This window comes from Microbacterium testaceum (assembly GCF_001476655.1).
Taxonomy (GTDB): domain Bacteria; phylum Actinomycetota; class Actinomycetes; order Actinomycetales; family Microbacteriaceae; genus Microbacterium; species Microbacterium testaceum_C.
On the sequence record NZ_LDRT01000074.1, the window covers coordinates 1 to 23,493 of the forward strand.

Below are 23,493 nucleotides of genomic sequence, written 5' to 3' on the forward strand. Positions count from 1 at the left end.
TCAGCGCCGCGCCGACGACGGCGCCCGGCCCCTGACCCTGCGTGACGTTGTTGAGGAACGCCTCGCGGATGTCGACGGCCGCCGAGTAGTTCGGGTTCCACTCGTCTCCCTCGAGCCGCTTCGCCACCGAGGCGCGAGAGGCGTCGGGGAGGGCGAGGTCGGGATCGTCGGGGTCGATCCCCACCGAGACCATGACGTCGGCACCGCGGGGGAGTTCGCCGTTCTCGTACTCGTCCCAGGTGAGGTCGCGCTCGACGACCAGTACGGTGAACGGCTCGTAGCTCAGGGCGCGGTCCCGGGCTGCGGCATCCACGGTCTCCTGGGTGATGCCGTGCGGAAGATCGCCGTCGACGATGAACGTGATCGGCTGGTCGGGCTGGGCGAGGATGTGCGCTTGCGCGACCTGGGCCAGCCCGGCGGAGAGCGCCGCGAGGGCGATCGCGATGACGGGCACCAGCCATTTCGAGCGGTACGCAAGGGTGCGTCGTCGACCTTTGTCCCCCATATGTCGATGCTATGCGGCGCTCTCGCGGTCGAGTGCCGCGTGGCGGGATGGGGTTGCGCGGTCTTCCTAGTATCGTGAGGTCGCCCCACCGGAAGGACTCCCGTGACCCGCACCCCGACCGGATCCCTCGCGCGGCGGGTGCTGTGGCATCCGTTCCCGTGGGCGGTCGTCTGCTTCGCGGGAGCGGTGGTGCTGTTCGGCCTCGGCCAGGAGTTCGGGGGCTTCCTGCTCTCGCTCGTCTCGGGATGGGCGCTGGCGCAGACACTTCTGTACGCTCTCGCGTTCGTGCGCACGCGCGCGGTGTCGGTGGCGGTGCACCTCGCGCTGGGGGTCGTCGCCGGGTTCGCGGTCTTCCTGGTCGTGCAGTCGGGGGACTGGCCCGTGGCGGTACCGCCGACCATACGCTCGACTCTCTCGTTCGCGATGTCGCCCTTCGCAGGCTGGATCTGGCTCTCGTTGGTCGCGCGAGTGACCGCGGCGGTCCAGGCGACCTCGGAAAAGCGGGCCGCGCAGCTCGTCGAACCCGCGTGGGAGCGCTCCGGCAGCGAGTGGACGCTCCGGCTCCCCGTGGTACCGCTCCGACGCTCCTCGTATCTCGCGGCCGGCGCGGTGCTCGGCGTGCTGGCCGCCGGCGCGATGGCGACGTTCGTGCTCGTGTTCGCCGACCTCGCCCAGAGGATGGGCCCGATGGCCATCCTCCTGGTGCTTGGGTGGACGGTCGGCTTTCCGGTGTACCTCGTCGTCCGCGCTCTCGCGCGGGGGCGCACGGTCGCGGGCGAGATCACTCTCGGCGCGGAGCGCGTGCGGATGCGGACCATCGACGGCGTCACGTGGATGGATGCCGAGACCGACGGCATCCGAAGCCTGACCGTGTCGTCGCGCAACCCGCCGACGCGGATCGTCGTGCGTCCGGTCCAGGGGCCGGGCCTCGTGCTGCTGGTGGGGATGGCGCGTCGGCCGAAGGGAGCCGCGGCGACGGTCCCCGAACTCCCGCGACGGCTGCGCCAGGCGCTCGAGGGGGCGGGGCTGACGGTGGTCGAGGGCACGCGCGCCCGGGCGGGCGAGGCGACACTCGAGCGCTCACCCGCATAATGGCGGGATGACCACGGCCCGGATCGTCATCCTCTTCGCCGTCGCCGCCCTGGCCGAGATCGGCGGGGCGTGGCTCATCTGGCAGGCCGTGCGCGAGAACCGCGGGTGGTGGTTCGCGCTGCTGGGCATCGTCGCGCTCGGCGCGTACGGATTCTTCGCGGCCCTGCAACCGGAGGCGAACTTCGGCCGCGTGCTCGCCGCGTACGGGGGAGTGTTCATCGCGGGGTCCCTCGCCTGGGGGATCGTCGTCGACGGGTTCCGGCCCACGACCTGGGATTATGTCGGCTCGGCGATCGCGCTCGTCGGTGCGGCGATCATCATGTTCGCGCCCGGACACGCGACGGCCGGCGAGATCTCGTGACGTGACCGGCGGGCGACGGACCCGGAGGTCCGCCGCCCCGCCCCGCCGTCACTCGTAGCGCAGCGACTCCACCGGGTCGGCGCGCGCGGCCCGCGCCGCCGGAAGCGTCCCCGCGAGGAACGCGATCCCCGTCACCGCAAGGGTCGTCCCGAGGATCGACACCGGATCGAAGGCGATCAGCTGCAGCCCGGGCAAGTCGCTGAACAGGCTCGCCGCCAACTGGGCGCTCACCGCGGTGCCGACGCCGATCGCGATGACCGCGCCGAGGGCGCTGCCGAGGAATCCGATGAAGATCGCCTCGAGGCTGAACAGCGAGAAGACCCGCCCGCTGCCCATACCCATCGCCTTCATCAGGCGGAGACCCGGGTGCTGATCCTCACGACCTTCGAGGAGGACGACTACGTCGTCGCCGCCCTCCCCGCCGGTGCGAGCGGCTTCATCGGCAAGGGCGCCGAACCCGACGACATCGTGCGGGCCGTGCTGTCGGTGCACGAGGGTGGGGCGCTGCTCTCACCCGTCGCGACCCGCGCGCTCATCGAGAAGTACGTCCGGACCACGGGCGCGGCGGACGTGCGCGGCCCCGTGTCGCTGGACGCTCTCACCGAGCGTGAGCGCGAGGTGCTCCTGCATGTCGCCCGCGGACGCTCGAACGACGAGATCGCCGCGCAGCTCTACATCTCCCCGCACACCGCGAAGACCCACGTGAAGAACACGATGCTCAAGCTCGGCGCGCACGACCGCGCGCAGCTCGTGATCGCGGCCTATGAGAGCGGGTTGCTCGCGCCGGGGCGCTGACGGGTGCGCGCCGGTGCGTCTCGCCCGGTTCTGCCAGAATGTCGCGGTCGACACCTTTCCCCCCCGAATGGAGATCGCCCCCATGAACCGCCGACGCCCAGCTGCCCTGATCGTTCTGTCCCTCGCCGTGACCGCCCTGGCGGGCTGCACCGGGGTCGCCCCGAGCGCGGATGCGCCCGACGAGCCGGCCCCTCAGGTGATCGACAGCGGCGCCGAGACCGAGGCGCCCGACGGGACGGATGCCACGCCCGTCCCGTCATCCGGAAGGTACCCCACCTGCGACGAGGTGAAGGCCGCACTGGGGCCGGAGGTGGCCGAGCTCGTCGTGCTTCCCGACTCCGAGAACGGGGAGAAGGACGGCTCCAGCGGGCACGAACTGAGCTGCACGTGGGCCACGCCGCAGACGGCCCAGCAGTCGCTCGACCTGAAGAACTACGGCGGGATCAGCCTCGGCATCATGCGCGACCCGAAATACGTCGAGAAGGACTACGACGACCTCGGCTGGACGATCGACGACCCGCGGCTCGCGGCCGACGACGCCTGGGCGCTCACCGCGGGCGGGCAGTACGATCCGGCCGCGCAGGTGAACCTCACCAGCGTGCAGGTCGTCCGTGACGGCACCGTCGTGGTGATCACGGGCGGGGGAGCCATGCTGCAGGAGGTGCCCGAGCTCGCCGCCCTGACGGAGGGATGGGCGGTCGGCGCCGGTCTGTCGGTGCTGGATCTCATGCGCTGACGCCCGGGTCGGTGCGGGACGCGGCGACGGTCCGCATCCGCTACGACGCCCCGCTGCACCGCCTGCTGCACCGCCCGCCGCGCCCGCCGAGCGTCAGTCGACCAGCGCCCCGCCCTCGCGCCAGTACCCGAGGAACGCGACGCGCTCGCGGGGCACCCCGATCTCGCGGACGAGCACGCGTCGCGAGGCCGTGACGACACCCGATTCCCCGGCGAGCCAGGCGACGTCGACGTCGGGCGAGGCCCAGGCGCGCACGGCGTCCTCGGTCTCGCCGCGGCCGACGACTCGCACGTCGACCTGCGGGCTCAGGCCCGCGACGGTGACGTCATCGGCGTGGTCGCCGATCTCGACGATCGCGATCCCGCGCGCGGTGGGCGGCAGCGACCGGGCGATGCCCCGCACCGCGGGGATCGCCGTTTCATCCGCAACGAGGAGGAACGATGAGTACTCCTCGGGCGGTTGCCAATGGATGCCGTAGCCCGTCCATCCGTTTCGGACGTCGGGGCCCGTGATCACGAGCGTGTCGCCCACGCGCGCGGCGCGCGCCCAACGCGAGGCCGGACCGTCGGGGGAGTGGAGGTAGAGGTCGACGTCGATCTCACCGGGCTCGGGTCGGATCGCCGCCGGCGTGTAGGTGCGGAGCACGTTGCGTTCGTCCGACGGCAGCGTCTTCCACCGGGTGTACCAGTCGGAGGGGTGCGGGGTGGGGTCGGCGAGGAGGCCGAAATCGGCGAGCCCGCCGCCCGGGAGCGGCAGCACGAGCTTGATGCGCTGGTCGACGCCCCAGGGGGCGAAGTGCCGCAGCGCCTCGCCCGAGAACGTGAGGCGGAGGAAGTTCGGCGAGATCGTCTCGCGGTGGGCCACGGTGACCTCGAAGGCGCTGTACTCCCACGGACGGGTCGCGTTCGGCGGTGTCTCGGTCCCGCTCGCCGACGGTCCCTCGGGTCCCGCCGCAGCCCCGGTTGCGGGCCTCCCGTCCCCGTTCACGCGTCGAGCTCCGCCGCGGCCCCGGCAGCCCGCGCGGCGAACGCGCCACCCCGCAGCGGCACCACCAGCGGCCCGCCCGTGACCGGGTCGTCGATCACGACGTTCGGCAGGCCGTAGACCTCTTCGACGCGCTCGCTCGTGATGACCTCGCGTGGGGCGCCCTCGGCGACGATGCGGCCGCCCCGCATCGCGATGATATGACTCGCGTACCGGGCGGCGTGGTTGAGGTCGTGCAGCACCGCGACGACCGTGCGCCCGCGCGCGTTGAGCTCGGCGAACAGCTCCATCAGCTCGACCTGGTGCGCGACGTCCAGGTAGGTCGTCGGTTCGTCGAGCAGCAGCAGGTCGGTCTGCTGCGCGAGCACCATCGCGACCCACACGCGCTGGCGCTGCCCGCCCGACAGCGCGTCGACCGGGCGGCTGGAGAGGTCGGCGGTGCCCGTGGCATCCAGGGCCTCCTTCACCGCGCTCTCGTCGGCGCTCGACCATTGCCGCAGGAGCGAGGTGTGCGGGTAACGGCCTCGGCCGACGAGGTCGGCGACGGTGATGCCGTCGGGGGCGAGAGCGGATTGCGGGAGGAGCCCGAGGCGGCGCGCGACCTCTTTCGCGGGGTAGCTCGAGATGTCGCGACCGTCGAGCACGACGCTGCCCGCGGTGGGGGCGAGCAGGCGTGAGAGACCGCGCAACAGCGTCGACTTCCCGCACGCGTTGGGCCCGATGATGACCGTGAACGACCCGGGCGGGACGGCGACGCTCAGCTCGGGCACGATCGTGGCACCGTCGTACGCGAGCGAGACGGAACGGGCTTCGAGGCGGGACTCAGACACGGCGGCGGATCTCCGTAACGATCATGACGATGAGGTAGGCGCCGCCGACCGAGACGGTGACGACCCCGGTGGGAAGGGACACGGGCAGCACGTGCTGCGCGAGGGCGTCCGAGCCCAGCAGCAGCAGGGCGCCGACGAGCGCCGACAGGGTGAGCGAGAGCGACGGCGTGCGGGCGAGCCGCCGCGCGATCTGCGGGGCCGCGAGGGCGACGAAGGCGATCGGACCGGCGACCGCGGTCGCCGCGGCCACCAGCACGACACCGGCGGCGAGCGCGAGGGTGCGCACGAGGTGCGGGCGTACGCCCGAGGCGGCGGCCATGTCGTCACCGAGCTCGAGCTGGCGCAGCGTCGGCACCAGCGCGAACGCGGCGAGGGCGACGGGGGCCGCACCCAGGAGCACTCCGCCGAGAGCGTCGCCGGTCACGCCGTTGAGCGTTCCGTGGCCCCAGGCGGAGGCGAACATCGCCGTCTCGAGCTCGATCTGCAGGAGCATCCATGTGTTGAGGGAGGCGAGCACCGCCGAGACCCCGATGCCGACGACGATGAGCCGGAACCCCTGAACGCCGCCGCGAGACGACAGCAACCAGATGACGGCGGATGCCACGAGGCATCCGATCAGCGCCCCCACCGCCCGGGCCGGCCACGATGTCGAGACGAGCACGAGCGTCAGCAGCATGCCGGTGAACGCACCGTGGGAGAGTCCCAGGATGTCGGGGCTCGCGAGCGGGTTGCGCGTGACCGTCTGGAACAGGGCGCCGGCGATCGCCAGGAGCGCGCCCAGGGTGACCGCGGCGAGGACGCGGGGGAGGCGCCAGCCGACGACCACGGTGGTGTCGAGAGCGTCGCCCGCCCCGAGGAGCGCGCGGATCACGGCGTCCGGAGCCACGGGATACGTGCCCCAGCCGAGCGAGAGGATCGCGAGCACGACGACGGCCGCGAGCACCGCCGCGCCCACGGCGACGCTCCGGGCACGGACGGGGAGGGCGCCGAGCAGCACGCGGCGATACCCCATGTCGACGGCCGTCACAGCGCGCTCGCTCGGCGTCGGCGCGCGAGCGCGATGAGCACGGGAGCGCCGACGAACGCCGTGACGATCCCCGCGGGGACCTCGGCCGGGGCGATGAGCACCCGCCCGAGCACGTCGGCGAGGAGCACGACGATCGGGGCGGCGAGGGCGCTGAGCGGGAGGATGCGGCGCTGATCGGGTCCGACGATCCACCGCACGACGTGCGGCACCATGAGCCCGACGAACGACAGGGGGCCGACCAGGGCGGTCGCTGCCCCCGCGAGGACGGTGATGGCGCCGACGGATGCCACGCGCACGGCGCCGACGGGGATTCCCTGGGCGCGTGCGAGGTCGTCGCCGAGGGCGAGGGCGTTGAGCGGACGGCCGAGCACGAACGCCACCGCGAGGCCCGCCGCGATGAAGGGCACCACGGGCAGGACGATGTCGAGTCCGCGTCCGAGGAGCGAGCCGGCGTTCCACCCGCGCATGAGGTCGAAGGCGTCGGGGTTGCTCAGCATCATCCCCGAGGTGATGCCCGAGAGCACCGCGCCGACGGCGACGCCGGCGAGCGTGAGGCGCAGCGGATCGGCCGGTCCCCTCCCCGACGAGCCGATGAGGGCGACGGCGACCGTCACGACGAGCGCGCCGACGAACGCCGGCCAGACGAGCAGGAGGGAGCTCTGGATGCCGAGGACCGCCACCGTGAGGGCGACGGCGAAAGCGGCCCCGGCGTTGACCCCGAGGAGGCCGGGGTCGGCGAGCGGATTGCGCGAGAACGCCTGCATGAGCGCTCCGGCCACCCCCAGGGCCGCCCCGGCCACGATGCCGGCGATCGTGCGGGGGACGCGGAGGCCCTGCACGACGAAGTCGGTGTCGGGTGTCCCCGCGCCCGTGAGCGAGGCCCACACGCTGTGCCAGGGCAGCGGGTTCGCGCCGATCATGAGCGAGAGGGCGACGGACACGGCGAGGACCGCCGCCAGCACGAGGGTGCCGAGGGCGGTCCGACCGATCCGCGCGGATCGGGGTGGCGTGTCTGCTCCCCGCCGGGGGACGACCGAGGTCATTTCCCCGATGCGAGGAAGGTCTCGATGTCGTCCAGCACCGACTGGGCGCCCTTCGGACCGACGCCCGCGACCCAGGTGCTCGTGTCCACGAGTGTGACGACCGGGAACGCGGCGGCGTTCTGGGTGATCGCGGCGGGGACCGTGGACGGGTCGTTCACGTCGGTCGTCGTGACGAACACGGCGTCCGCGGTGGCGCTCGCGATGTTCTCGGGCGAGATGTCGGCCTGCAGCCCGTCCTTCCACTCGTGATCGGGGATCGTGTAGCCGACGCACTCCAGCAGGCTGCCGGCGAACGAGACGGGCCCGTACAGGCTCAGGGTCGTCTCGTCGCGCGGACGGATCATCTCGGCGGTCCTGCCCGCGAGGTCGTGCGCGCCCGTGATCTCGTCGCAGCGCTGGTCGACGGCATCCAGGGCCTTCGTCACGTCGTCCTCGCGGCCGAGCGCGTCGCCGATGAGGGTGGCGTTCTCGCGCCACGGGTCGGCCTGCGTGGCGATGAACACCGTCGGGGCGATCGCGCTGAGCTGGTCGTAGAGCCCGGAGTGGCGGGACTCGGTGCCCAGGATCAGGTCGGGCTTGAGCGCGGCGATCGCCTCGAGGTCGGGCTCGCTCACCGTCCCGACGGGGGTGACGCCCTCGACGCCGAGGTAGCTCGGCACACCGTTGACCATGTTCGCCACGGCCGCGCCCACGGGGGTGATGCCGACCGCCACCGCGGTGTCGAGCTCGAGCGGTTCCAGGGTGACGACGCGCCGCGGCGCGGTGCTCACGGCGGTCGTGCCGCGCGCGTGCGTCACCTCGTGGGTCGACGCGGAACTCGCGGCGGGAGAGGCGTCGGCTCCACCGGCGCAGCCGGAGAGCGCCAGGGCGAGACCTGCGGCGGTGGCGAGGAGGGCGATGCGCCGGGAGGAGCGGCGTGCGGGCATGGCGAGATGTCCTTTCGGGTGGGGGAGGCCGAAAGCTCGAAGCTTAGGCAAGGGTTACCTTACCAATGACTCTCGATCGTGACACGCCGTCCCGCCCCGCCCCGGGGAGACGCCGCGACCGCCGCGTGGACACGGATGCCGTGCGCCGGCGCGATTCGGCACTCAGTACACGATGACGGGCTTCACCGTCCGCCCGTGGTGCATGTCGTCGATCGCCTGAGCGATGTCGTCGAGCGGGTAGTGCCGCTCGAGCTTCTCCAGCGGGAGACGTCCCTGCGCGTGCAGGGAGACCAGCTGCGGGATCAGTTCGAGCGGATCCGCGTCGCCCATCGTGACGCCGCGCAGGATCTTGCCGGTGAGGATGCCCTGGATGTCGACCGCGATCTCGGTTCCGGGCGGGGGCGCCCCGCACACGAGCACCGTTCCGCGGGCGGCGGTGGCGTCGAGGGCCGTGCGTGCGACGCCGGGGTGCCCCGTGGTGTCGAAGCTCAGTGTGACACCGCGTCCCCCGGTCAGCTCCGCGAGCCGTGCGGCGACGTCTTCCTGCGCCGCGTCGATCGTGTCGGTCGCCCCGAGCTCCCGCGCGAGGTCGAGACGCGCGGCCACCCGATCGATCGCGATGAGTCGCTCCGGCTCCCGGATCGCCGCGGCCATGACGGCCGACAGCCCCACCGCCCCGGTGCCGTACACCGCGACCACGTCGGAGGGGCCGGGGTCCAGCACGTTCCACATCGAGCCGAAGCCCGTCAGCACCCCGCAGCCGAGCGGTGCGAGCACCGCGAGGTCTGCATCGTCGGCGACGCGCACGAGCGAGCGCTCGTCGGCGATCGCGTACGTCCCGAACGAGGACTGTCCGAAGAAGTGCGCCGCGATCGGCTCGCCGCCGCGGGTGACCCCGCCCGAGTCGACGCCGCGGATCCCCCCGAGAAGGTTCCTCGGCAGCCACGTCTCGCAGTACGCCGGATGGGTGCCGACGCAGGCGTCGCACGCCCCGCAGGACGTGAAGCTCAGGAGCACGGCATCCCCCGGGCTCACCCCGCGCACGCCCGGCCCGACGCTCTCGACGCGACCGGCCCCCTCGTGCCCGATGATCCCCGGGGCGGGGAACGGGATGCCGCCGGCGAGCACCCCGAGATCGGTGTGGCACAGACCGGTCGCGGTGAGCCGGACGAGCACCTCGCCGTGGCCGGGCTCGGCGTAATCGACGTCGGCGACCGTGATCGTCCGGGCCGCGGGGGCGGCGCCGTCACGGCTCTCCTCGACGATCGCCGCGCGTCCCGCGGTCACTGCGCGCCGCCCAGGTCGAACACGATCGAGTGGGCCTTCTGGTACGACTGCAGGGCTTCCGGACCGCCCTCGCGGCCCCACCCCGAGGCCTTCACTCCGCCGAACGGCACGGCCGGATCGAGGATCGCCCAGCCGTTCACCCACGTGATCCCGGCGCGCAGGCGCGCGGCGATCCGATGCGCCCGGGCGAGATCGCCGGTCTGGATGCCACTCGCGAGCCCGTACGTCGTGCCGTTCGCGAGAGCGACGGCCTCGTCCTCGGTGTCGAACGGCTGCACCGTCAGCACCGGTCCGAAGACCTCGTCCACGACGACCTCGGCGTCGGGATCGAGGTCGGCGAGGACGGTGGGGGCGTAGTAGAACCCTCCGTCTCGCTCGACCGCGTGCCCGCCCGTGACGACCCGCGCGCCCGCGGCACGCGCGCGCTCGACGATCGCCGCGACCTTGTCGAGCTGCGTGCGGCTGGCGACCGGACCGATGACGGTCGCCGGGTCGTCGATGTCGCCGAAGGGCACGTGCGGCACGGCGTCCTTCAGGATGCCGAGGACCACCCCGTAGATCGGACGCTCGACGAGCAGCCGCGGTCCCGCCATGCAGAACTGCCCCGCGTTGAACACGAACGCCGAGATGACGGTGTGGATCGCGCGGTCGAGGTCGGCGTCGGCGAAGAGGATGTTCGCCGCGTTCCCCCCGAGCTCGGCGGTGAACGGTTTGAGCGTGCGACCGGCGAGGGCCGCGGCGTGCGCGCCGATCTCGGTCGAACCCGTGAAAGCGACCTTGTCGACGTCGGGATGGCCGACGAGGTGGTCGCCGAGCGTGGAGCCGGGGCCCGTGACGACGTTGAACACGCCGTCGGGGACGCCGGCGTCGCGCAGCAGCTCCGCCATGAGCAGGGCGCTGAGCGGGGTGTCGCTCGCGGGTTTGTGCACGACGGTGTTGCCCGCGACCAGGGCGGGCGCGATCTTCGTGCTCGACAGGATCAGCGGGAAGTTGAACGGCGTGATCGCCGCGACCACCCCGAGCGGCTCGGTGCGCACGTACGCGTGGGCGTCGGCGGTGATCTCGCGGACCTCGCCGTCGAGGCGGTGACCGAGCGCGGCGTAGTACTCGTACAGTTCGGCGGCGTTGTTGACGTCGACGACGCGGGCGAAGGTGATGGGCTTGCCGACATCGAGGCTCTCGGCGCGCGCGAGATCTTCGCTGCGCTCCCGCATGAGCGCGTACGCCCGCTGCAGGATCCGGGCGCGCTCGCGGCTCGACATCCGCGGCCAGGGGCCCTCGTCGAACGCTCGGCGGGCCGCGGCCACGGCGGCGTCGACGTCCGCCGTCGTGCCGCGCGCGACGTCGGTGATCCTCTCGCCGGTGGACGGGGCGATGACGTCCATGCGACCGCCGTCCGCGGCATCCGTCCACCGACCGTCGATGAACAGGCGGCCGGGGGCGGTCGTGACCGTGAGGCTCATCGCGCCACCTCCGCGGGGGTGATGATCTCGGCCAGGACCCCGGCGAACCACACCGGGTCGTCCTCGAACGGTGTGTGGCCGGTGTCGACGCGCACGACCTGGGCGCCGCTGCGCGCGACGAGGTGCTCCTGGAAGGCCGTCGGCACGAGCGCATCGCGTTCGGTGAGCACGTACGTCGTCGGCTTCGCGCGCCACGCGACCTTCGTCACCGCAGACGTGAACGCCGTGAGCGACTGGGGCCGGAAGGTGTCGGCGAGCTGTTCCGCGAGGGCTGCGGGAACACCCGCGGGAAGGTCCGCCGCGATCATCGCGATCCGCTCCTCGCGGGAGCTGCCCATCGAGACCATTCCGTCGGCGATGCCCCAGAAATCCGGGATGCCACCGCCCACGGCCTGCTGAAGGGTCTCGCCCTCGTCGAGGGCGAAGGCGGCGACGTAGACGATCCGCTCGACCGCGGGGTGGTCGCCGGCCTGCGTGGTGGGGATACCGCCGTAGGAGTGCGCGATGAGGGTGACGGGGCCGCCGGCCGCGTCGAGCTTCTCGGTGATGGCAGCGGCGTCGGCGTACATGTCGGCGGTGCTGCCGATGCTGGGCAGGGCCACGGTGTCGACGGCGAAACCGCGTCCGGCCAGCTCGGCCGCGAGGCGATCGAACACCCAGGGCCCGGCCCAGGCGCCGTGGACCAGAAGGATGCGGGGAGGGGAAGGGGTCATGCGTGCGCTCCTCGAACAGGGACGACCTCGACGTCGTCTCCGCCAGTGTCCGTCGCGCCCGGGGGCGGCGGTATCCGTAGGACTACCGAACGCGGGTCGGAGGTCGCGGAGCCAGTCGACGCCCCCGGTCCCTTCGACAGGCTCAGGGACCTGGCTGCGCGTTCGGGGACCGCGCTACGGCACCCCCACCAGCGTCGAGCGATACCAGGCCGCGATCTGCGCGCGCGAGGTGAAGCCGAGCTTGGCGAGGATCCGCTGCACGTGCGTGTCGACCGTCCGCACCGACAGGACCAGGCGCTCGGCGATCTCGCGGTTGCTGAGTCCCTCGTGCACCCCCGCGGCGACTTCGCTCTCGCGCGCGCTGAGCCCCGCGGCGGGGCGGCCGGGAGCGCCCGCGAACGCCGCGGCCTCGGCGGGGGAGAGGCGCTCGCCGACGGCCGAGAGACGCTGGAACGCCTCCTCGCCGAGGCGCTGGCGGACGACCGCGACGCAGCGGTCGTGTTGCGCGAGCATCTGCGGTCCGTGCACGGCGATGCCGGAGTCGATGCGTCGCCACCAGCTGCGCGCGGCGCCGAGCAGGACCGCTGTGCGTTCGGTGGGGGAGCGTGCCGCGTCGATCCAGCTGAGCAGCTCGAGCACGAGGCAGTCGCCGACCGGGTCGTCGATGCCCTCCTCCAGGGCGAGGGCGTCGCGCGCGTGGCGTTCGGCGTCGTCGAGCTCGCCCGCGGCATAGAGGGCGAGCCCGATCGCCCAGAGCGAGAGCGACCGGATCCACCGCTCCCCGATCTCGATCGCGAGGCGCTGGGCGTCCCGCGCGGGCGCGAGGGTGTCGGGGAGCTCGCTCTGCACGAGGGCCACCGTGAGCTGGAATTGCGCGAGCAGGGCCTCCTCGGGGTGGCCGAGGGAACGGGCGAGGCGGATCGACCGGGTCAGTTCCTCGCGGGCGAGCTCGCTCTCTCCGGCGAAGAGCGCGCGGGTCCCGCTCCAGCGGCGAAGTTCCACCTCGCACCGCTCCTGTTCCGCCGGCGGAAGCGAGGGCAGGAGCATCCGCGCTTCGTCGAGATGACCCCGTGCCTCGTCCAGGGCGCCCTGCAGCACGCAGATCCAGGCCGCGACGAGGAGCGCGGGTGTGCGGTGCGCCGCGGAGGCGCCGGGAAGGCGGAGCAGTCGCCGTGTCCACCGCCGCCCCTCCGAGAGGAAGCCGCCCACACCCCAGTGGTAACGCAGGTCGGCGAACAGCTCGAGCGCGATGTCGGTGTCGGTCGCCGCGGCCGTGCGCAGGGCGGCATCCAATTCGGCACGGTCGGCGCGCTGCCCGGCGAGGATCTTTCTCTGGGCGGGCCCGTACCAGTGCGTTCGGGCGAGCCGCGCGAGACCGCGGTAGTACTCGAGGTGGCGGCGCACCAGGTCGGGCTGTTCCCCCGATTCCTCGGCGCGGTCGCGTCCATAGCCGCGGATCGTCTCGAGCAGGTGAAAACGCCCCGAGTCGCGGTCGGCCTCGACGAGGGATTGATCGATCAGCTGCTCGAGGGTCTCGACGGTGGCGGCTTCGTCTCCCCCGGCGACGGCGGCCGCCGCGGGGAGGTCGAAGGGCCCGGCGAACACGCTGAGCGCGCTCCAGAGCGCGCGCTCGGACGGCGTGCACAGCTCGTAGCTCCAGTCGACCACCGCGCGAAGCGTCCGTTGGCGGGAGACGGGGGCGCGGGAGCCGGCCCGCAGCAGCGTGAACCGCTGCGAGAGGCGACGGGCGAGGTCCGACACCGAGAGGGTGCGCAGGCGCCCGGCCGCGAGCTCGATCGCGAGGGGCAGGCCGTCGAGCGCGAGGCAGAGCTGTGCGGCGGCGGAGGCCTCGGCGGGGGTGAGGGCGAAGCCGGCGTCCGCGGCGCGAGCGCGCGCGAGCAGCAGCTCGACCGCTTCGGCCGGCTCGTCGCCCGCGGCCTCCGTCCCCAGCGGCGGGACGGGGAAGACCTGTTCCCCGTCGACGTCGAGGCGGCGGCGGCTGGTCGCCACGATCGTGACGTGCGGGAGCGCGTCGAGCAGCTCGTCGACCACGGAGGCGGCGGCGTCGATGACGTGCTCGCAATTGTCGAGGACGAGGAGAGCGGTCTCATCGCTCAGCACGTCGACCACGAACTCGAGCGGTTCGCGGGCCGAGAGGTCGCCGAAGGGGAGGGATTGGGCGATCGCGGCGACGACCCGCCGCGGGTCGCTCACCGCATCGAGTCCGACGAAGTAGACGCTCGTCGAGGTCTGCCGCGCGTGGGCGTTCGCGAGCCGCACCGCGAGGCGCGTCTTACCCACTCCGCCGACGCCCGTGAGGGTGATGAGACGGGTGCGTTCGAGCGCATCGGCGAGAGCGTCCAGTTCGCGCCGGCGCCCGACGAACTCACTGCGGGGCTCTCTGATCACGGGGGAGCTTCCTTGCGTCCGGGAGATCTCATTATCCGTCGGCGTTCGATTCACCGGAATGCTTTCGAGGCGGATTACGTGATTTCACGGATAGACGGGACCGTCTTCGTCCCCCGAACAATGGCGCCGGGCCCATCGGGTCCTCTCGTTCAATGACGAACCAGGAGAAAGTCCATGCGCAGAACCGTCCCCGTGGTCGCCACCGCAGCCCTCGTCCTCGCCCTCACCGCCTGTTCCGGCGGGGGATCCACCGCCTCGGGCAACGGGTCAGGGCCCGTCAAGATCGGCATGGTCGTGCCGCTCACCGGCTTCCTCTCCGCCCTCGGACAGGGGGACAAGGAAGCGGCCGAGCGGGCGGTCGCCGACATCAACTCCGCGGGCGGCATCGACGGTCGCCCCGTCGAGCTGACCGTGGTCGACGACAAGGCCGACGTGACCGAGTCGGTCAAGCAGTTCAACCAGTTGGCATCCGATCCCTCGTACTCGGCGATGCTCGCGAGCAGCTTCGTCTCGGCTGCGACCGCCGTGGGCAGCACCGCGCAGTCGGCCAAGATCCCCACGATCGCCCTCGGCCCGGTCGATGCCTTCGCCGACGGCAGCAACCCCTACGCCTTCACGTCGCCGCCGATCCCCGCGGTGTACGCGCGGGCGCTCGTCGACTACTGGGTCAGCCAGGGCGTGAAGACCCTCGCGATCGGCTACACCGGGGGCGACCTGTACGGCACGAACGGCGACAAGGCGACCGCGGAATACGCCAAGGAGGCCGGCATCGACGTCGTCCTCGACGAGTCGTACGACCAGACCGCGACCGACTTCACGCCCCTGATCACCAAGGTCGTCTCGGCGAAGCCCGACGCGTTCGTCGTCTGGGGCGCGGGACCGGCCCCCGTCATCATCACCAAGCAGATCGCCGGGAAGGGCATCGCGACCTACTTCACCGGTGCCGAGGCGTCCGACCTTTACCTCCAGCCCGCGGGAGACGCCGCGGAAGGGGTCAAGGCGGCTGCGACCATCGCCCTCGGGGGCGACGCGCTGCCCGACGGCGCCTACAAGACCAAGGTCATGGCGGTCGCGAAGCCGTGGAGGGATGCCAACAACGGGGCGTACCCGCCGGAGTTCGCGTTCGGTGGGGCATCGGGAATCGAGCTGCTCGCCGCGGCGATCGATGCGGCCGACTCCACCGATCGGCAGAAGATCCGCGACGCTCTCGAGAAGACCGACCTGCTGACCTCGAACGGTCACTACTCGTACAGCCCCACCGACCACATGGGTCTCGACGCGACCTCGCTCGCGATCTTCGAGGCGAAGGGCGGTAAGTGGGTCCCGACCGACGCCGCGACGAAGCAGTTCGCGACCGAGCTTCCGCAGTGAGCACGCCCGAACCCACCGGGATCGGTTCCGCGGCGCACGGGTACGTCGAGAACCGCCCCGCCGAGAACTTCTCCGCCGGTCTCGAGCTCGCGGGACTCTCGCGCCGATTCGGCGGGGTCTACGCCAACCGCGACGTCTCGTTCCGCATCGCCCCCGGGGAACTCCGGGGTGTCATCGGGCCGAACGGGGCGGGAAAATCCACCCTGTTCGGCCTGATCAGCGGACACGTCCGCGCCCAGGAGGGCGTCATCCGCCTCGACGGTCAGCGCATCGATCGCCTGCCTCCGCACCGCCGCGCCCGGCGCGGTGTCGCGATCGTCTTCCAGGGCGCACGCCTGTTCCCGGGCATGACGGTGCTCGAGAACGTCGCCGTCGGGGCGCACGCGCGCACCCGCGCCGGGGCTCTCGACGCGGCGGTGCGCTCGCCCCGTCACCGCCGGGAGGAGAAGGAGATCCGGGCGGATGCCGAGGAGGCCCTCGCTCGCGTCGGACTCGCCGAGTGGGCGTCCCGGGGCGCCGAGCAGCTCCCGCTCGGGCAGCAGCGTCGGCTGCAGGTCGCGCGGGCCCTCACCGCGCGACCTCGCGTGCTTCTCCTGGACGAGCCCGCGTCGGGCCTGCGCGCCGACGAGCGCGACGACCTCCGCGGTCTCATCCGCGAACTGCACGACGACGGCACGACGATCCTGCTCATCGAGCACGATGTGGCGATGGTGACGGCCCTCGCCGACCGCATCGCCGTCCTCGACCTCGGCCGGCTCATCGCCGACGGGACGCCGGACGAGATCCGCCGCGATCCCGCGGTGATCGCCGCGTATCTCGGAAGCGAGGCCGCCGCATGATGCTCGAGGTGGACGATCTGGTCGTGCGCTACGGCTCGGCCACGGCGCTCGACGGCGTTTCGCTCCGCGTCGACACGGGGGAGCTCGTCGCGCTGGTCGGACCGAACGGCGCCGGCAAGACCTCTCTCGTCAACGCCGTCAGCGGCCTCATGCGTCCGGCATCCGGCACCGTCCGCGTGTCGGGAACGGTCGCCCAGGTGCCCGAGGGACGCCAGATGTTCGGAGACCTGAGCGTCGACGACAACCTGCGCCTCGGCGCCTGGCGCCGCCGGTCGCGGCGGACGGATGCCGTGTACGAGCTGCTGCCCGACCTGCAGCGCCTCCGCCGTCAGCGCGCGGACACGCTCTCCGGCGGTCAGCAGCAGATGGTCGCCGTGGGGCGCGCCCTGATGGCCGAACCCGACCTGCTCGTCGTGGACGAGCTCTCCCTCGGACTCGCGCCGCTCATCGCCGCCGACCTCGTCCGCCACCTCGCGGCCCTCAACGCCGATCGCGGCACCGCCGTCCTGCTCATCGAGCAGGAGGTAGGGCTCGCCTTCGGCCTGTGCTCTCGGGCGTACGTGCTCGATGCCGGTCGCATCGTCGCCGAGGGGCCGACGGCACAGCTCGCCGCCGCTCCCGAGGTGCGCGCCGCCTACCTCGGCGGTTTCGACGAACAGGAGAACCTCTCATGAATCACCCGCTGACCGCCGGGAGCCGACGCGGCGCCGTCGCGATGACGCGCTCGGCCGGTGGCCGCGTCGCCTCCGCGCCGCTCTTCATCCCGCCCACCCGTCAGGACTCGCTCCCGTGAGCGACCTCGCCACCTACCTGCTCAGTGGTCTCGCTCTCGCGGGGTCGTTCGCCCTCGTCGGCAGCGGCATCGTCGTCGTCTACCGCGTCACCCACGTGCTGAACTTCGCGCAGGGGTCGTTCGTCGTCTTCGGCGCCTTCCTCTCCCAGACGTTCCGCCAGCTCGGACTTCCGCCCGGACTCTCCGAGCTCGCCGCCGTGGTCGTCGTCGGACTCATCGGTCTCGTCGTGGGTGGGGTCGCGATCGGCAAGCCCGGCACGCACCCGATGACCTCGCTCCTGATCACCCTCGGGATGTCCCTCGTCTCGGCGGCCGTCATCATCGCGGTCTGGGGGCAGAACCCCGTCTCGCCGTCGGGCATCTCGGGCACGGTCCGGCTCTTCGGCGCCGAGATCGAGACACAGCGTCTGCTCACCCTCGCGGTCGCCGTGGTGACGCTCGCCGCGATGAGCCTGCTGTTCACGCGCACCGACATCGGTCGCGCGCTCACCGCCGCGGCATCCAATCCCCGCGCCGCGCGACTCGTCGGAATCGACACCCGGGCGATGGGCCTGCTGTCGTTCACGATCGCCGGGGTGCTCGGCGGGCTCGCCGGGGTGCTGATCGCGCCCACCACGGCGGTGTCGGTGACCTCGGACTTGCCGTTCGTGCTCAGCGCGCTCGCCGCCGCCGTGTTCGGCGGACTGCGAAGCCCCTGGATGACGTTCGTCGGCGCCCTCGTCCTGGGGGTGACCGGCCAGCTCGTCGCGGGCTACGCGAACGGCTCGTACCAGACCCAGATCGCGCTCATCATGATGCTCGCCATCATGATCGCCCGGTCGCGTTCCTTCACCGCCGAGGAGGCGAAATGACCCGCATCGTCATCGTGCTGGCGGCGCTCGCCGCCGCGATCGCTCCGCTGCTGCTCACCGACCAGACGTTCTTCGTGCAGACGGCGCTCACCGCGCTCGTCGTGACGGGACTGTCGCTGTTCATGGGGTACGCCGGTCAGGCCTCGCTCGGGCAGGGGGCCTTCGTCGCGGTGGGAGGACTCACCGTCGCGGTCGGGACCGTGACCCTCGGCATCCCTCCGCTCGTGGCCCTCATCGCGGCTCCGGTCCTCGGGGCGGCGGTCGCCGCTCTCGTGGGCTGGCCGCTGCTGCGGCTGCGCGGGCACTACCTCGCGTTCGGCTCGCTCGCGGTGCTGCTCATCATCCAGACGGTCATGGCCACCGCGCCGCTGTTCGGCGCGGGCGTGGGGATCTTCGGCATCCCTCCGTTGGCGCTGGGCGGACTGCTCGTCACGGATCAGCGGGTGTACTCGTACCTCGCGCTGGCGGCGCTCGCGGTGGCCCTCGTGGTCTGCCACCATCTCGTCCGCTCGCGGTTCGGTCGGGGGATCCGCGCCCTCGCCGGGAGCGAGTCGGCGGCCGCGTCGAGCGGCGTGCCGATCCTGCGGAGCAAGCTCACGGTGTTCGCCGTGGCGGGCGGCTTTGCGGGCTTCGCGGGCGCGCTGGGGGCGTTCTTCACCCCCTACGTCAGCCAGGACACCTACCCGCCGTTCGCGTCGTTCGGGTACGTCGTGATGGCGGTGGTCGGCGGGCTCGGCTCGGTGTGGGGCGGCGTGGTGGGAACCCTCGCGTTGAGCCTGTGGCTGCAGGTGCTCAGCGCGCTGAGCGCGACGCCCGGGATGCCGGCCGCCGCGGGCCCGATCTTGCAGTACGCGGGATACGGGATCGTGCTGGTCGTGTTCCTGCTCTTCGTGCCGCGGGGGATCGTGCCGACGCTTGCGGGGGTGCGGGAACGGCGGCGGGAGCGCGCTGTGCCGACGACGGTGCCGGCGGCGGTGGCGCGGGGCTGATCGGGAGCACGCGAGGCTCCGTCGAGAGCAACGGGGACGCTCCCGTCGACGGTGACCCTCCGCGGCGGCGGTGCGCACCTACGGGCAGTCGCGCTCGTTCGCGGGCGAGGCATCCTCTCACTCCGAGGTGCGCTCTCTTCCTCACCTCAACCGCTGCAGCATCCGCGCCGCGAGATACCGCGCGCGGCCGCGCGGGGTCAGCGGGTCGTAGCCGAGCTGATCCGTCCACGTGTCGTGGCGCGACTGCAGGCTGCTGTGGTGTAGGGACAGCCGGGCCGCCGCCGCGCGGATGCTCTCGCTGTCGACGACCACGTCGAGAGCGTCGAGCGTGCGCGCGTCGAGCGCGTCGAGTACGTCGAGATCCGGATGCCGCGGACCCGACCGATCGAACGAGCGGGCGAGCCCGATGAGGACGCCCAGATCGCCCGCGTCGACCACGCGGTGCCGCTCATCGGCCAAGCGCAGCGCGAGACGCGCGTCGGCGCAGGCGCGCGGGATGTCGTCGAGGTTGCGGGCGACGCTCGTGCCGACCGGACCGTCTGGGGGCACCACCTCGCCGAGACCGATCCACACGGCACCCTCGGACGTCGCGAGGACGGTCGACGCGGTCGTGACGTGGCGCGAGTGCGGGGGCGCTGCGACGACGCGGGTCTCCCCGTCGAGACGAAGGCGGTGGGCGGCCGTCTCGCGATCCACCCGCGAGACGCCAGGGTCGATCACTCTCTCGACCGCACTGGTCGTCGGATCGGCGCGAGCGGTGATGATCGCGAGAGCGACCTGGGCGCGGTCGACGATCATCGCGTCGTTGACGGCCAAGCCGCTCTCGCGGTGCAGCCACACCCGGGGAGCGCCCGTGTCGGCGACCTCCGGGGGCGGCTCCGGTATGACCCGCGTGCCGTCGGCGTCGATCCCGAGGATGCGTTCGCCCACCTGTGCTCCGGCGGTCGCGCCGCTGAGGATCGCCGCAGCCCGAACGACCGATTCGACACCGGCGCCCCCCGCCACGAGGGAGTCGAAGAAGTCGATGATCGTGACCGATTCGCTCGCCGCGGGATCCAGGACCCTCAGGCGTCCCGCGAGTTCCTTCATGGCGTCACCCCTTCGTCGGCCGCATCGCACACAGCATACGGTCGGGGTCTTCCGCGCCGTCGCGCGCCCCGCTCGCCTGGCCAGGGCAGGCACGGGCCGCGACAATTCGTGACCGGCGCTCCCCGTTCACCCCAGCAGCCGGCGAATCCACCGGTCCCGCGCCTCGACGGCATCGTGGGACAGGGCCGCTTGCGGGGCGAACGCCTCGAAGGCGTGGAAGCCCCCGGGCCAGACGTGCAGCTCGGCCCGGCCTCCCGCCGCCCAGATGGCGGAGGCGTAGGCGACGTTCTCGTCGCGGAACACCTCGGCGCTGCCGCAGTCGATGAACGCCGGAGGCAGGTTCGACAGATCGAGTGCACGGGCGGGCGCGGCGTAGATGGACACGTCGTCGCTCCCGCGGCGTTCGCCCAGCAGTGAGCTCCACCCGAGCAGGTTGCTCTTGCGATCCCACACACCGACGCCTTCGATCTGCTTCGTCGACACTGTCGCGTCGCGGTCGTCGAGCATCGGGTACATGAGCATCTGGCCGATGAGGTGCGGCCCCTGCCGGTCACGCGCGAGAAGGGCGACGCCCGCCGCGAGTCCGCCGCCGGCGCTTCCGCCCGCGATGAGCAGACGCTCGCGCTCGATCCCCAGCTCTTCCGCGTGTTCGGCCGTCCAGACCAGTCCCGCGTAGCAGTCCTCGACCGGGTACGGGTCGGGGAACTCGGGTGCCAAGCGGTACTCGACGCTCACGAGCACGGCGTTGTAGCGATGAATCCACTCGGCGAAGCTGTCGACGCCGGCGAACCGGTCACCCATGATCATCCCGCCGCCGTGGGTGTGGAAGATCCCGGGGCCGCGACCTGTCCGTCCCTTGGCCTCGATCACCGAAACGGTGATGTCGTCACCGCCGTAACCGGAAATCGTCACGTCCCGGGACTGCAACTGGGCCGTTTCCAGGATCTCTGCGGTCGTGGGCATGCCCGGCAGGACACCACCACGCAGGGCGGGCAGCATCTCGGCGGTCAGAGTCGGGGGCACCATGGTGCCGATCACCTCGAGCATCGCGTCGAGCTCGGGGTCGAACGGCGGTCTGTTCCGGATGCCGTCTGCGGTCATGGTGACTCCTTCGTCGGGGGCGCCTCGTTGCGCCTCTTCGATTGTGCGACGGCGCGGCGATCGGGTGTGCCGCCAGATGCCGGGAGAACGCCTGGCCCGGCCCGCCAGTCGGCGGTCTGCACAGCTCGCCCGCCCGTTCAGCCATTCGCTCGCGTACGGACCCGCTCGCCCGACCTCCGGCTCAGTCGCTCGCTTTCTCGATGCCGCGGGTGCGGATCTCTTCCAGGTCGAGGTTGGCGAGGATCTTCCGCGCCACGAGGTCGTCGATCGTGCCTTCGCGGCGCAGGCGCAGCAGGACCTCTCGCTTGCGGTCGAGGATCGCCAGGCGCAGCCGCGTGGCTTCTTTGTGCCGGACGAGGGGGGAGCGCTGCGTCACGTCGATGTCGTCGCTCACCGCGATCATCTCGAGCCCGCCGGCGGTACGCCGCCCTTCGTCGTCGGCTCCAGCCGGAGGGACCGGACCCACCGTCGACGACGCGGACCCGTCGCCGTCGTCGTCGAGCGAGGAATCGAGAGAGGAACCGAGTGAGGCGTCGAGCTCGGCGAGCTCGCGTTCCTCGATCGCGCGCTGGCGGGCGACGGCGCGCGCGTTGGCGAGCTCGAGACGCTCGTATCCCTCACGCCGCGCGCGATCGCGCACCCGGTCGCTGATGCCGTGCTCGACGGCGAGATCGTCGAGGGCAGCGAGAGCGGCGCCCGAGATCGCGCGTTCGGCGAGCTCGTACTCCTCGATCGCGGCGTCGTCGTTCGGGAGTTTCGCCCAGCGGATGACGACGGGGAGCAGGGGGCCCTGCACGAGCAGCGTGAGCACGATGACACCCGCGGTGACGAACACCACGGAGTCGCGTCCGGCGACCGGTGCCCCGCTGTCGGTCGTGATCGGCACCGAGAGGGCGATGGCGAGCGAGACCGCGCCGCGGAATCCGGCGACCGTGCTCACCAGACGCGAACGGTGCCGGAGCGAGCGCGTCGACCCGGCCGGGGGGCGGGAGAACGGACTGAACAGCCACTGGAACAGGTAGCGCACGAGGAAGAGCGCGATCCAGGACGCCACGGTGATGAGCGACAGCATCCCGATCTCCGAGGGCGAGATCTCGTGCACCACGAGCTGGACCTCGAGGCCGATCAGGACGAACAGCGCGCCGTTGAGCAGGTAGACGCCGAAGGGCCAGGTGGCATCCGCGGCCCGTCGAGACATCGCGGTGGTGATCCGGGGCGAGACCCAGGCCACGATGAGGCCCGCGAAGACGACCGCCAGCACACCGGACGCGTCGATCACCTCGGCGAGCAGGAACGACACGAACGGCACGAGCAGCATCGTGAGGTTGATCGTGAGGGTGGACTGCATGCGCCGCAGGGCGAGGTAGGCCAGGGCGGCGACCGCGATTCCGGCGGCGGCTCCGCCGAGGTACGACAGCAGCACCATGCCGGTGATGGACCACGGGGTGACCTGCCCGCCGAGCAGCAGGGACACCGCGATCGCGTACAGGACCAGGGCGGTTCCGTCGTTCGTGAGGCTCTCGGCCTTCAGCTTCATGAAGGTCTTGGCGGGGAGAAGACGGCCGAGAGCTGCGACCGCCGTCGCGTCGGGAGGGGCGACCGCGGCGCCGATGACGAGCGCGGCCTCCCACGGCACGCCCATCCACGTTCCGACTCCGGCGACTGCGAAGGCGGATGCCACGACCAGCAGCGTGCTCATCGGCACGATGTAGCGCAGCGAGCGGCGCACCGAGCGCAGCGACGTCGTCCACGCCTCGCGGAAGAGCATGACCGGAAGGAAGAGCAGCAGCACGGTCTCGGGCGGGAGCTCGATCGCGCGCAGTTCGGGGATGAACCCCAGCGCCAGGCCGATGACGAGCAGCACCAGCGGTGTCGCGACGCGCAGACGCGGCGCGAGGACCGTGCCCACGAGCATCGCGAGTCCGAGCAGGACCGTGACTTCGAGTCCCTCCATGCCTACCGCCTTCCGCCATCCCCCACAGCACACAGCGTAGAGAGGGGCTGAGACATTCCCGCCACCTTTCGACGAGCTGCGGAGAGTATCGCGTCAAGGTCGTGTGTGCAGGACGGGACGAGGCGGAGGCCGGACGGGCAGGGCATGGCGGGGGCCGGACCGGCCGGGCGGGCCGGGCGGGCCGGGCGTGCCGTGTCCGGCGGGCGGGCCGTGCGGCCCGCCCGCCCGGTGTCAACCAGCCGAGCGCGCCCCGGCCTCCGAGGGCGACGAGGCATCCGGCAGCGAGGGACCCCTCCGCCGAACATGAGCCGGTGGCACACCGAGATTACAGGCTT

The 23,493-nt window shown here is 72.1% G+C and carries 24 protein-coding genes; 10 read left to right on the plus strand and 14 right to left on the minus strand.

All coding sequences use genetic code 11. The features are described 5' to 3' along the window. Positions 1–505: hypothetical protein (locus NS220_RS11265; RefSeq protein ID WP_153004261.1), on the minus strand; the 505-nt coding region annotated here is incomplete at its 3' end. 102 nt (positions 506–607) lie between these two features. Between NS220_RS11265 and NS220_RS11270 the strand changes: the two genes are divergently transcribed. Further along, entirely contained in the window at positions 608–1,597 is a 990-nt protein-coding gene (locus NS220_RS11270; RefSeq protein WP_058624149.1) for a hypothetical protein, read from the plus strand. A gap of 7 nt (positions 1,598–1,604) precedes the next feature. Continuing rightward, on the plus strand, positions 1,605–1,958 hold the full coding sequence (locus NS220_RS11275) for a YnfA family protein (RefSeq protein WP_058624150.1): 354 nt from the start codon (positions 1,605–1,607) through the stop codon (positions 1,956–1,958). 48 nt (positions 1,959–2,006) lie between these two features. On the opposite strand, the gene NS220_RS11280 is transcribed toward NS220_RS11275, so the two are convergent. Next, complete coding sequence (locus NS220_RS11280) at positions 2,007–2,294, minus strand: FtsX-like permease family protein (RefSeq protein WP_242864605.1); 288 nt, start codon at positions 2,292–2,294, stop codon at positions 2,007–2,009. Between the two features lie 30 nt (positions 2,295–2,324). Here NS220_RS11280 and NS220_RS11285 point away from each other — a divergent pair, with 30 nt between their 5' ends. Together NS220_RS11285 and NS220_RS11290 are read left to right on the plus strand one after the other, a co-directional pair. Next, on the plus strand, positions 2,325–2,753 hold the full coding sequence (locus NS220_RS11285) for a response regulator transcription factor (RefSeq protein WP_242864606.1): 429 nt from the start codon (positions 2,325–2,327) through the stop codon (positions 2,751–2,753). Between the two features lie 82 nt (positions 2,754–2,835). Further along, positions 2,836–3,489 (plus strand): hypothetical protein, encoded by a 654-nt coding sequence (locus tag NS220_RS11290; RefSeq protein WP_153004262.1) that lies wholly within the window; start codon positions 2,836–2,838, stop codon positions 3,487–3,489. A gap of 93 nt (positions 3,490–3,582) precedes the next feature. Here the strand turns inward: NS220_RS11290 and NS220_RS11295 are convergent, their stop codons facing one another. The 9 genes from NS220_RS11295 to NS220_RS11335 form a co-directional block, all read right to left on the minus strand. Further along, positions 3,583–4,476, minus strand: coding sequence for a siderophore-interacting protein (locus NS220_RS11295; RefSeq protein ID WP_242864607.1), 894 nt, complete (start codon positions 4,474–4,476; stop codon positions 3,583–3,585). Next, on the minus strand, positions 4,473–5,303 hold the full coding sequence (locus NS220_RS11300) for an ABC transporter ATP-binding protein (protein ID WP_058624153.1): 831 nt from the start codon (positions 5,301–5,303) through the stop codon (positions 4,473–4,475). Before NS220_RS11300 ends, NS220_RS11295 begins: the two co-directional genes overlap by 4 nt. Next, positions 5,296–6,330, minus strand: a complete 1,035-nt coding sequence (locus tag NS220_RS11305; RefSeq protein ID WP_193755350.1) for a FecCD family ABC transporter permease — start codon at positions 6,328–6,330, stop codon at positions 5,296–5,298. Before NS220_RS11305 ends, NS220_RS11300 begins: the two co-directional genes overlap by 8 nt. After that, positions 6,327–7,373: a FecCD family ABC transporter permease gene (locus tag NS220_RS11310; protein WP_081323132.1), complete on the minus strand. Its 1,047-nt coding sequence runs from the start codon at positions 7,371–7,373 to the stop codon at positions 6,327–6,329. Before NS220_RS11310 ends, NS220_RS11305 begins: the two co-directional genes overlap by 4 nt. Next, positions 7,370–8,299, minus strand: coding sequence for an ABC transporter substrate-binding protein (locus tag NS220_RS11315; protein WP_058624154.1), 930 nt, complete (start codon positions 8,297–8,299; stop codon positions 7,370–7,372). Before NS220_RS11315 ends, NS220_RS11310 begins: the two co-directional genes overlap by 4 nt. Before the next feature lie 162 nt (positions 8,300–8,461). Then, on the minus strand, positions 8,462–9,586 hold the full coding sequence (locus tag NS220_RS11320; RefSeq protein ID WP_058624155.1) for an NAD(P)-dependent alcohol dehydrogenase: 1,125 nt from the start codon (positions 9,584–9,586) through the stop codon (positions 8,462–8,464). Then, entirely contained in the window at positions 9,583–11,049 is a 1,467-nt protein-coding gene (locus tag NS220_RS11325) for an aldehyde dehydrogenase family protein (protein WP_058624156.1), read from the minus strand. Before NS220_RS11325 ends, NS220_RS11320 begins: the two co-directional genes overlap by 4 nt. Continuing rightward, on the minus strand, positions 11,046–11,762 hold the full coding sequence (locus NS220_RS11330; protein WP_058624157.1) for an alpha/beta fold hydrolase: 717 nt from the start codon (positions 11,760–11,762) through the stop codon (positions 11,046–11,048). The genes NS220_RS11325 and NS220_RS11330 overlap by 4 nt, the downstream gene beginning before the upstream one ends. Positions 11,763–11,936: 174 nt before the next feature. Continuing rightward, positions 11,937–14,171 (minus strand): ATP-binding protein, encoded by a 2,235-nt coding sequence (locus tag NS220_RS11335; RefSeq protein WP_058624158.1) that lies wholly within the window; start codon positions 14,169–14,171, stop codon positions 11,937–11,939. Positions 14,172–14,345: 174 nt separating this feature from the next. Between NS220_RS11335 and NS220_RS11340 the strand changes: the two genes are divergently transcribed. From NS220_RS11340 to NS220_RS11360, 6 genes are read left to right on the plus strand one after another with little or no spacing between them, the layout of a single operon-like run. Continuing rightward, complete coding sequence (locus NS220_RS11340) at positions 14,346–15,542, plus strand: ABC transporter substrate-binding protein (protein WP_058624159.1); 1,197 nt, start codon at positions 14,346–14,348, stop codon at positions 15,540–15,542. Then, entirely contained in the window at positions 15,539–16,381 is an 843-nt protein-coding gene (locus tag NS220_RS11345; RefSeq protein ID WP_242864608.1) for an ABC transporter ATP-binding protein, read from the plus strand. Before NS220_RS11340 ends, NS220_RS11345 begins: the two co-directional genes overlap by 4 nt. Next, complete coding sequence (locus NS220_RS11350; protein ID WP_081323133.1) at positions 16,378–17,055, plus strand: ABC transporter ATP-binding protein; 678 nt, start codon at positions 16,378–16,380, stop codon at positions 17,053–17,055. Before NS220_RS11345 ends, NS220_RS11350 begins: the two co-directional genes overlap by 4 nt. Beyond that, positions 17,052–17,174 carry a hypothetical protein gene (locus tag NS220_RS20725; protein ID WP_275934678.1) on the plus strand — a complete coding sequence of 41 codons (123 nt, stop codon included), beginning with the start codon at positions 17,052–17,054 and terminating at the stop codon, positions 17,172–17,174. The genes NS220_RS11350 and NS220_RS20725 overlap by 4 nt, the downstream gene beginning before the upstream one ends. After that, a complete protein-coding gene (locus NS220_RS11355) occupies positions 17,171–18,025 on the plus strand; it encodes a branched-chain amino acid ABC transporter permease (protein WP_058624161.1) in 855 nt (284 codons plus the stop codon). Before NS220_RS20725 ends, NS220_RS11355 begins: the two co-directional genes overlap by 4 nt. Then, positions 18,022–19,014 carry a branched-chain amino acid ABC transporter permease gene (locus tag NS220_RS11360; RefSeq protein ID WP_058624162.1) on the plus strand — a complete coding sequence of 331 codons (993 nt, stop codon included), beginning with the start codon at positions 18,022–18,024 and terminating at the stop codon, positions 19,012–19,014. The genes NS220_RS11355 and NS220_RS11360 overlap by 4 nt, the downstream gene beginning before the upstream one ends. 141 nt (positions 19,015–19,155) lie before the next feature. On the opposite strand, the gene NS220_RS11365 is transcribed toward NS220_RS11360, so the two are convergent. The 3 genes from NS220_RS11365 to NS220_RS11375 form a co-directional block, all read right to left on the minus strand. After that, positions 19,156–20,103: a hypothetical protein gene (locus NS220_RS11365; protein WP_058624163.1), complete on the minus strand. Its 948-nt coding sequence runs from the start codon at positions 20,101–20,103 to the stop codon at positions 19,156–19,158. Between the two features lie 126 nt (positions 20,104–20,229). After that, positions 20,230–21,204 (minus strand): alpha/beta hydrolase, encoded by a 975-nt coding sequence (locus tag NS220_RS11370; protein WP_058624164.1) that lies wholly within the window; start codon positions 21,202–21,204, stop codon positions 20,230–20,232. 181 nt (positions 21,205–21,385) lie between these two features. Next, positions 21,386–23,158, minus strand: a complete 1,773-nt coding sequence (locus NS220_RS11375) for a Na+/H+ antiporter (RefSeq protein ID WP_058624165.1) — start codon at positions 23,156–23,158, stop codon at positions 21,386–21,388. Between the last annotated feature and the right edge of the window lie 335 nt (positions 23,159–23,493).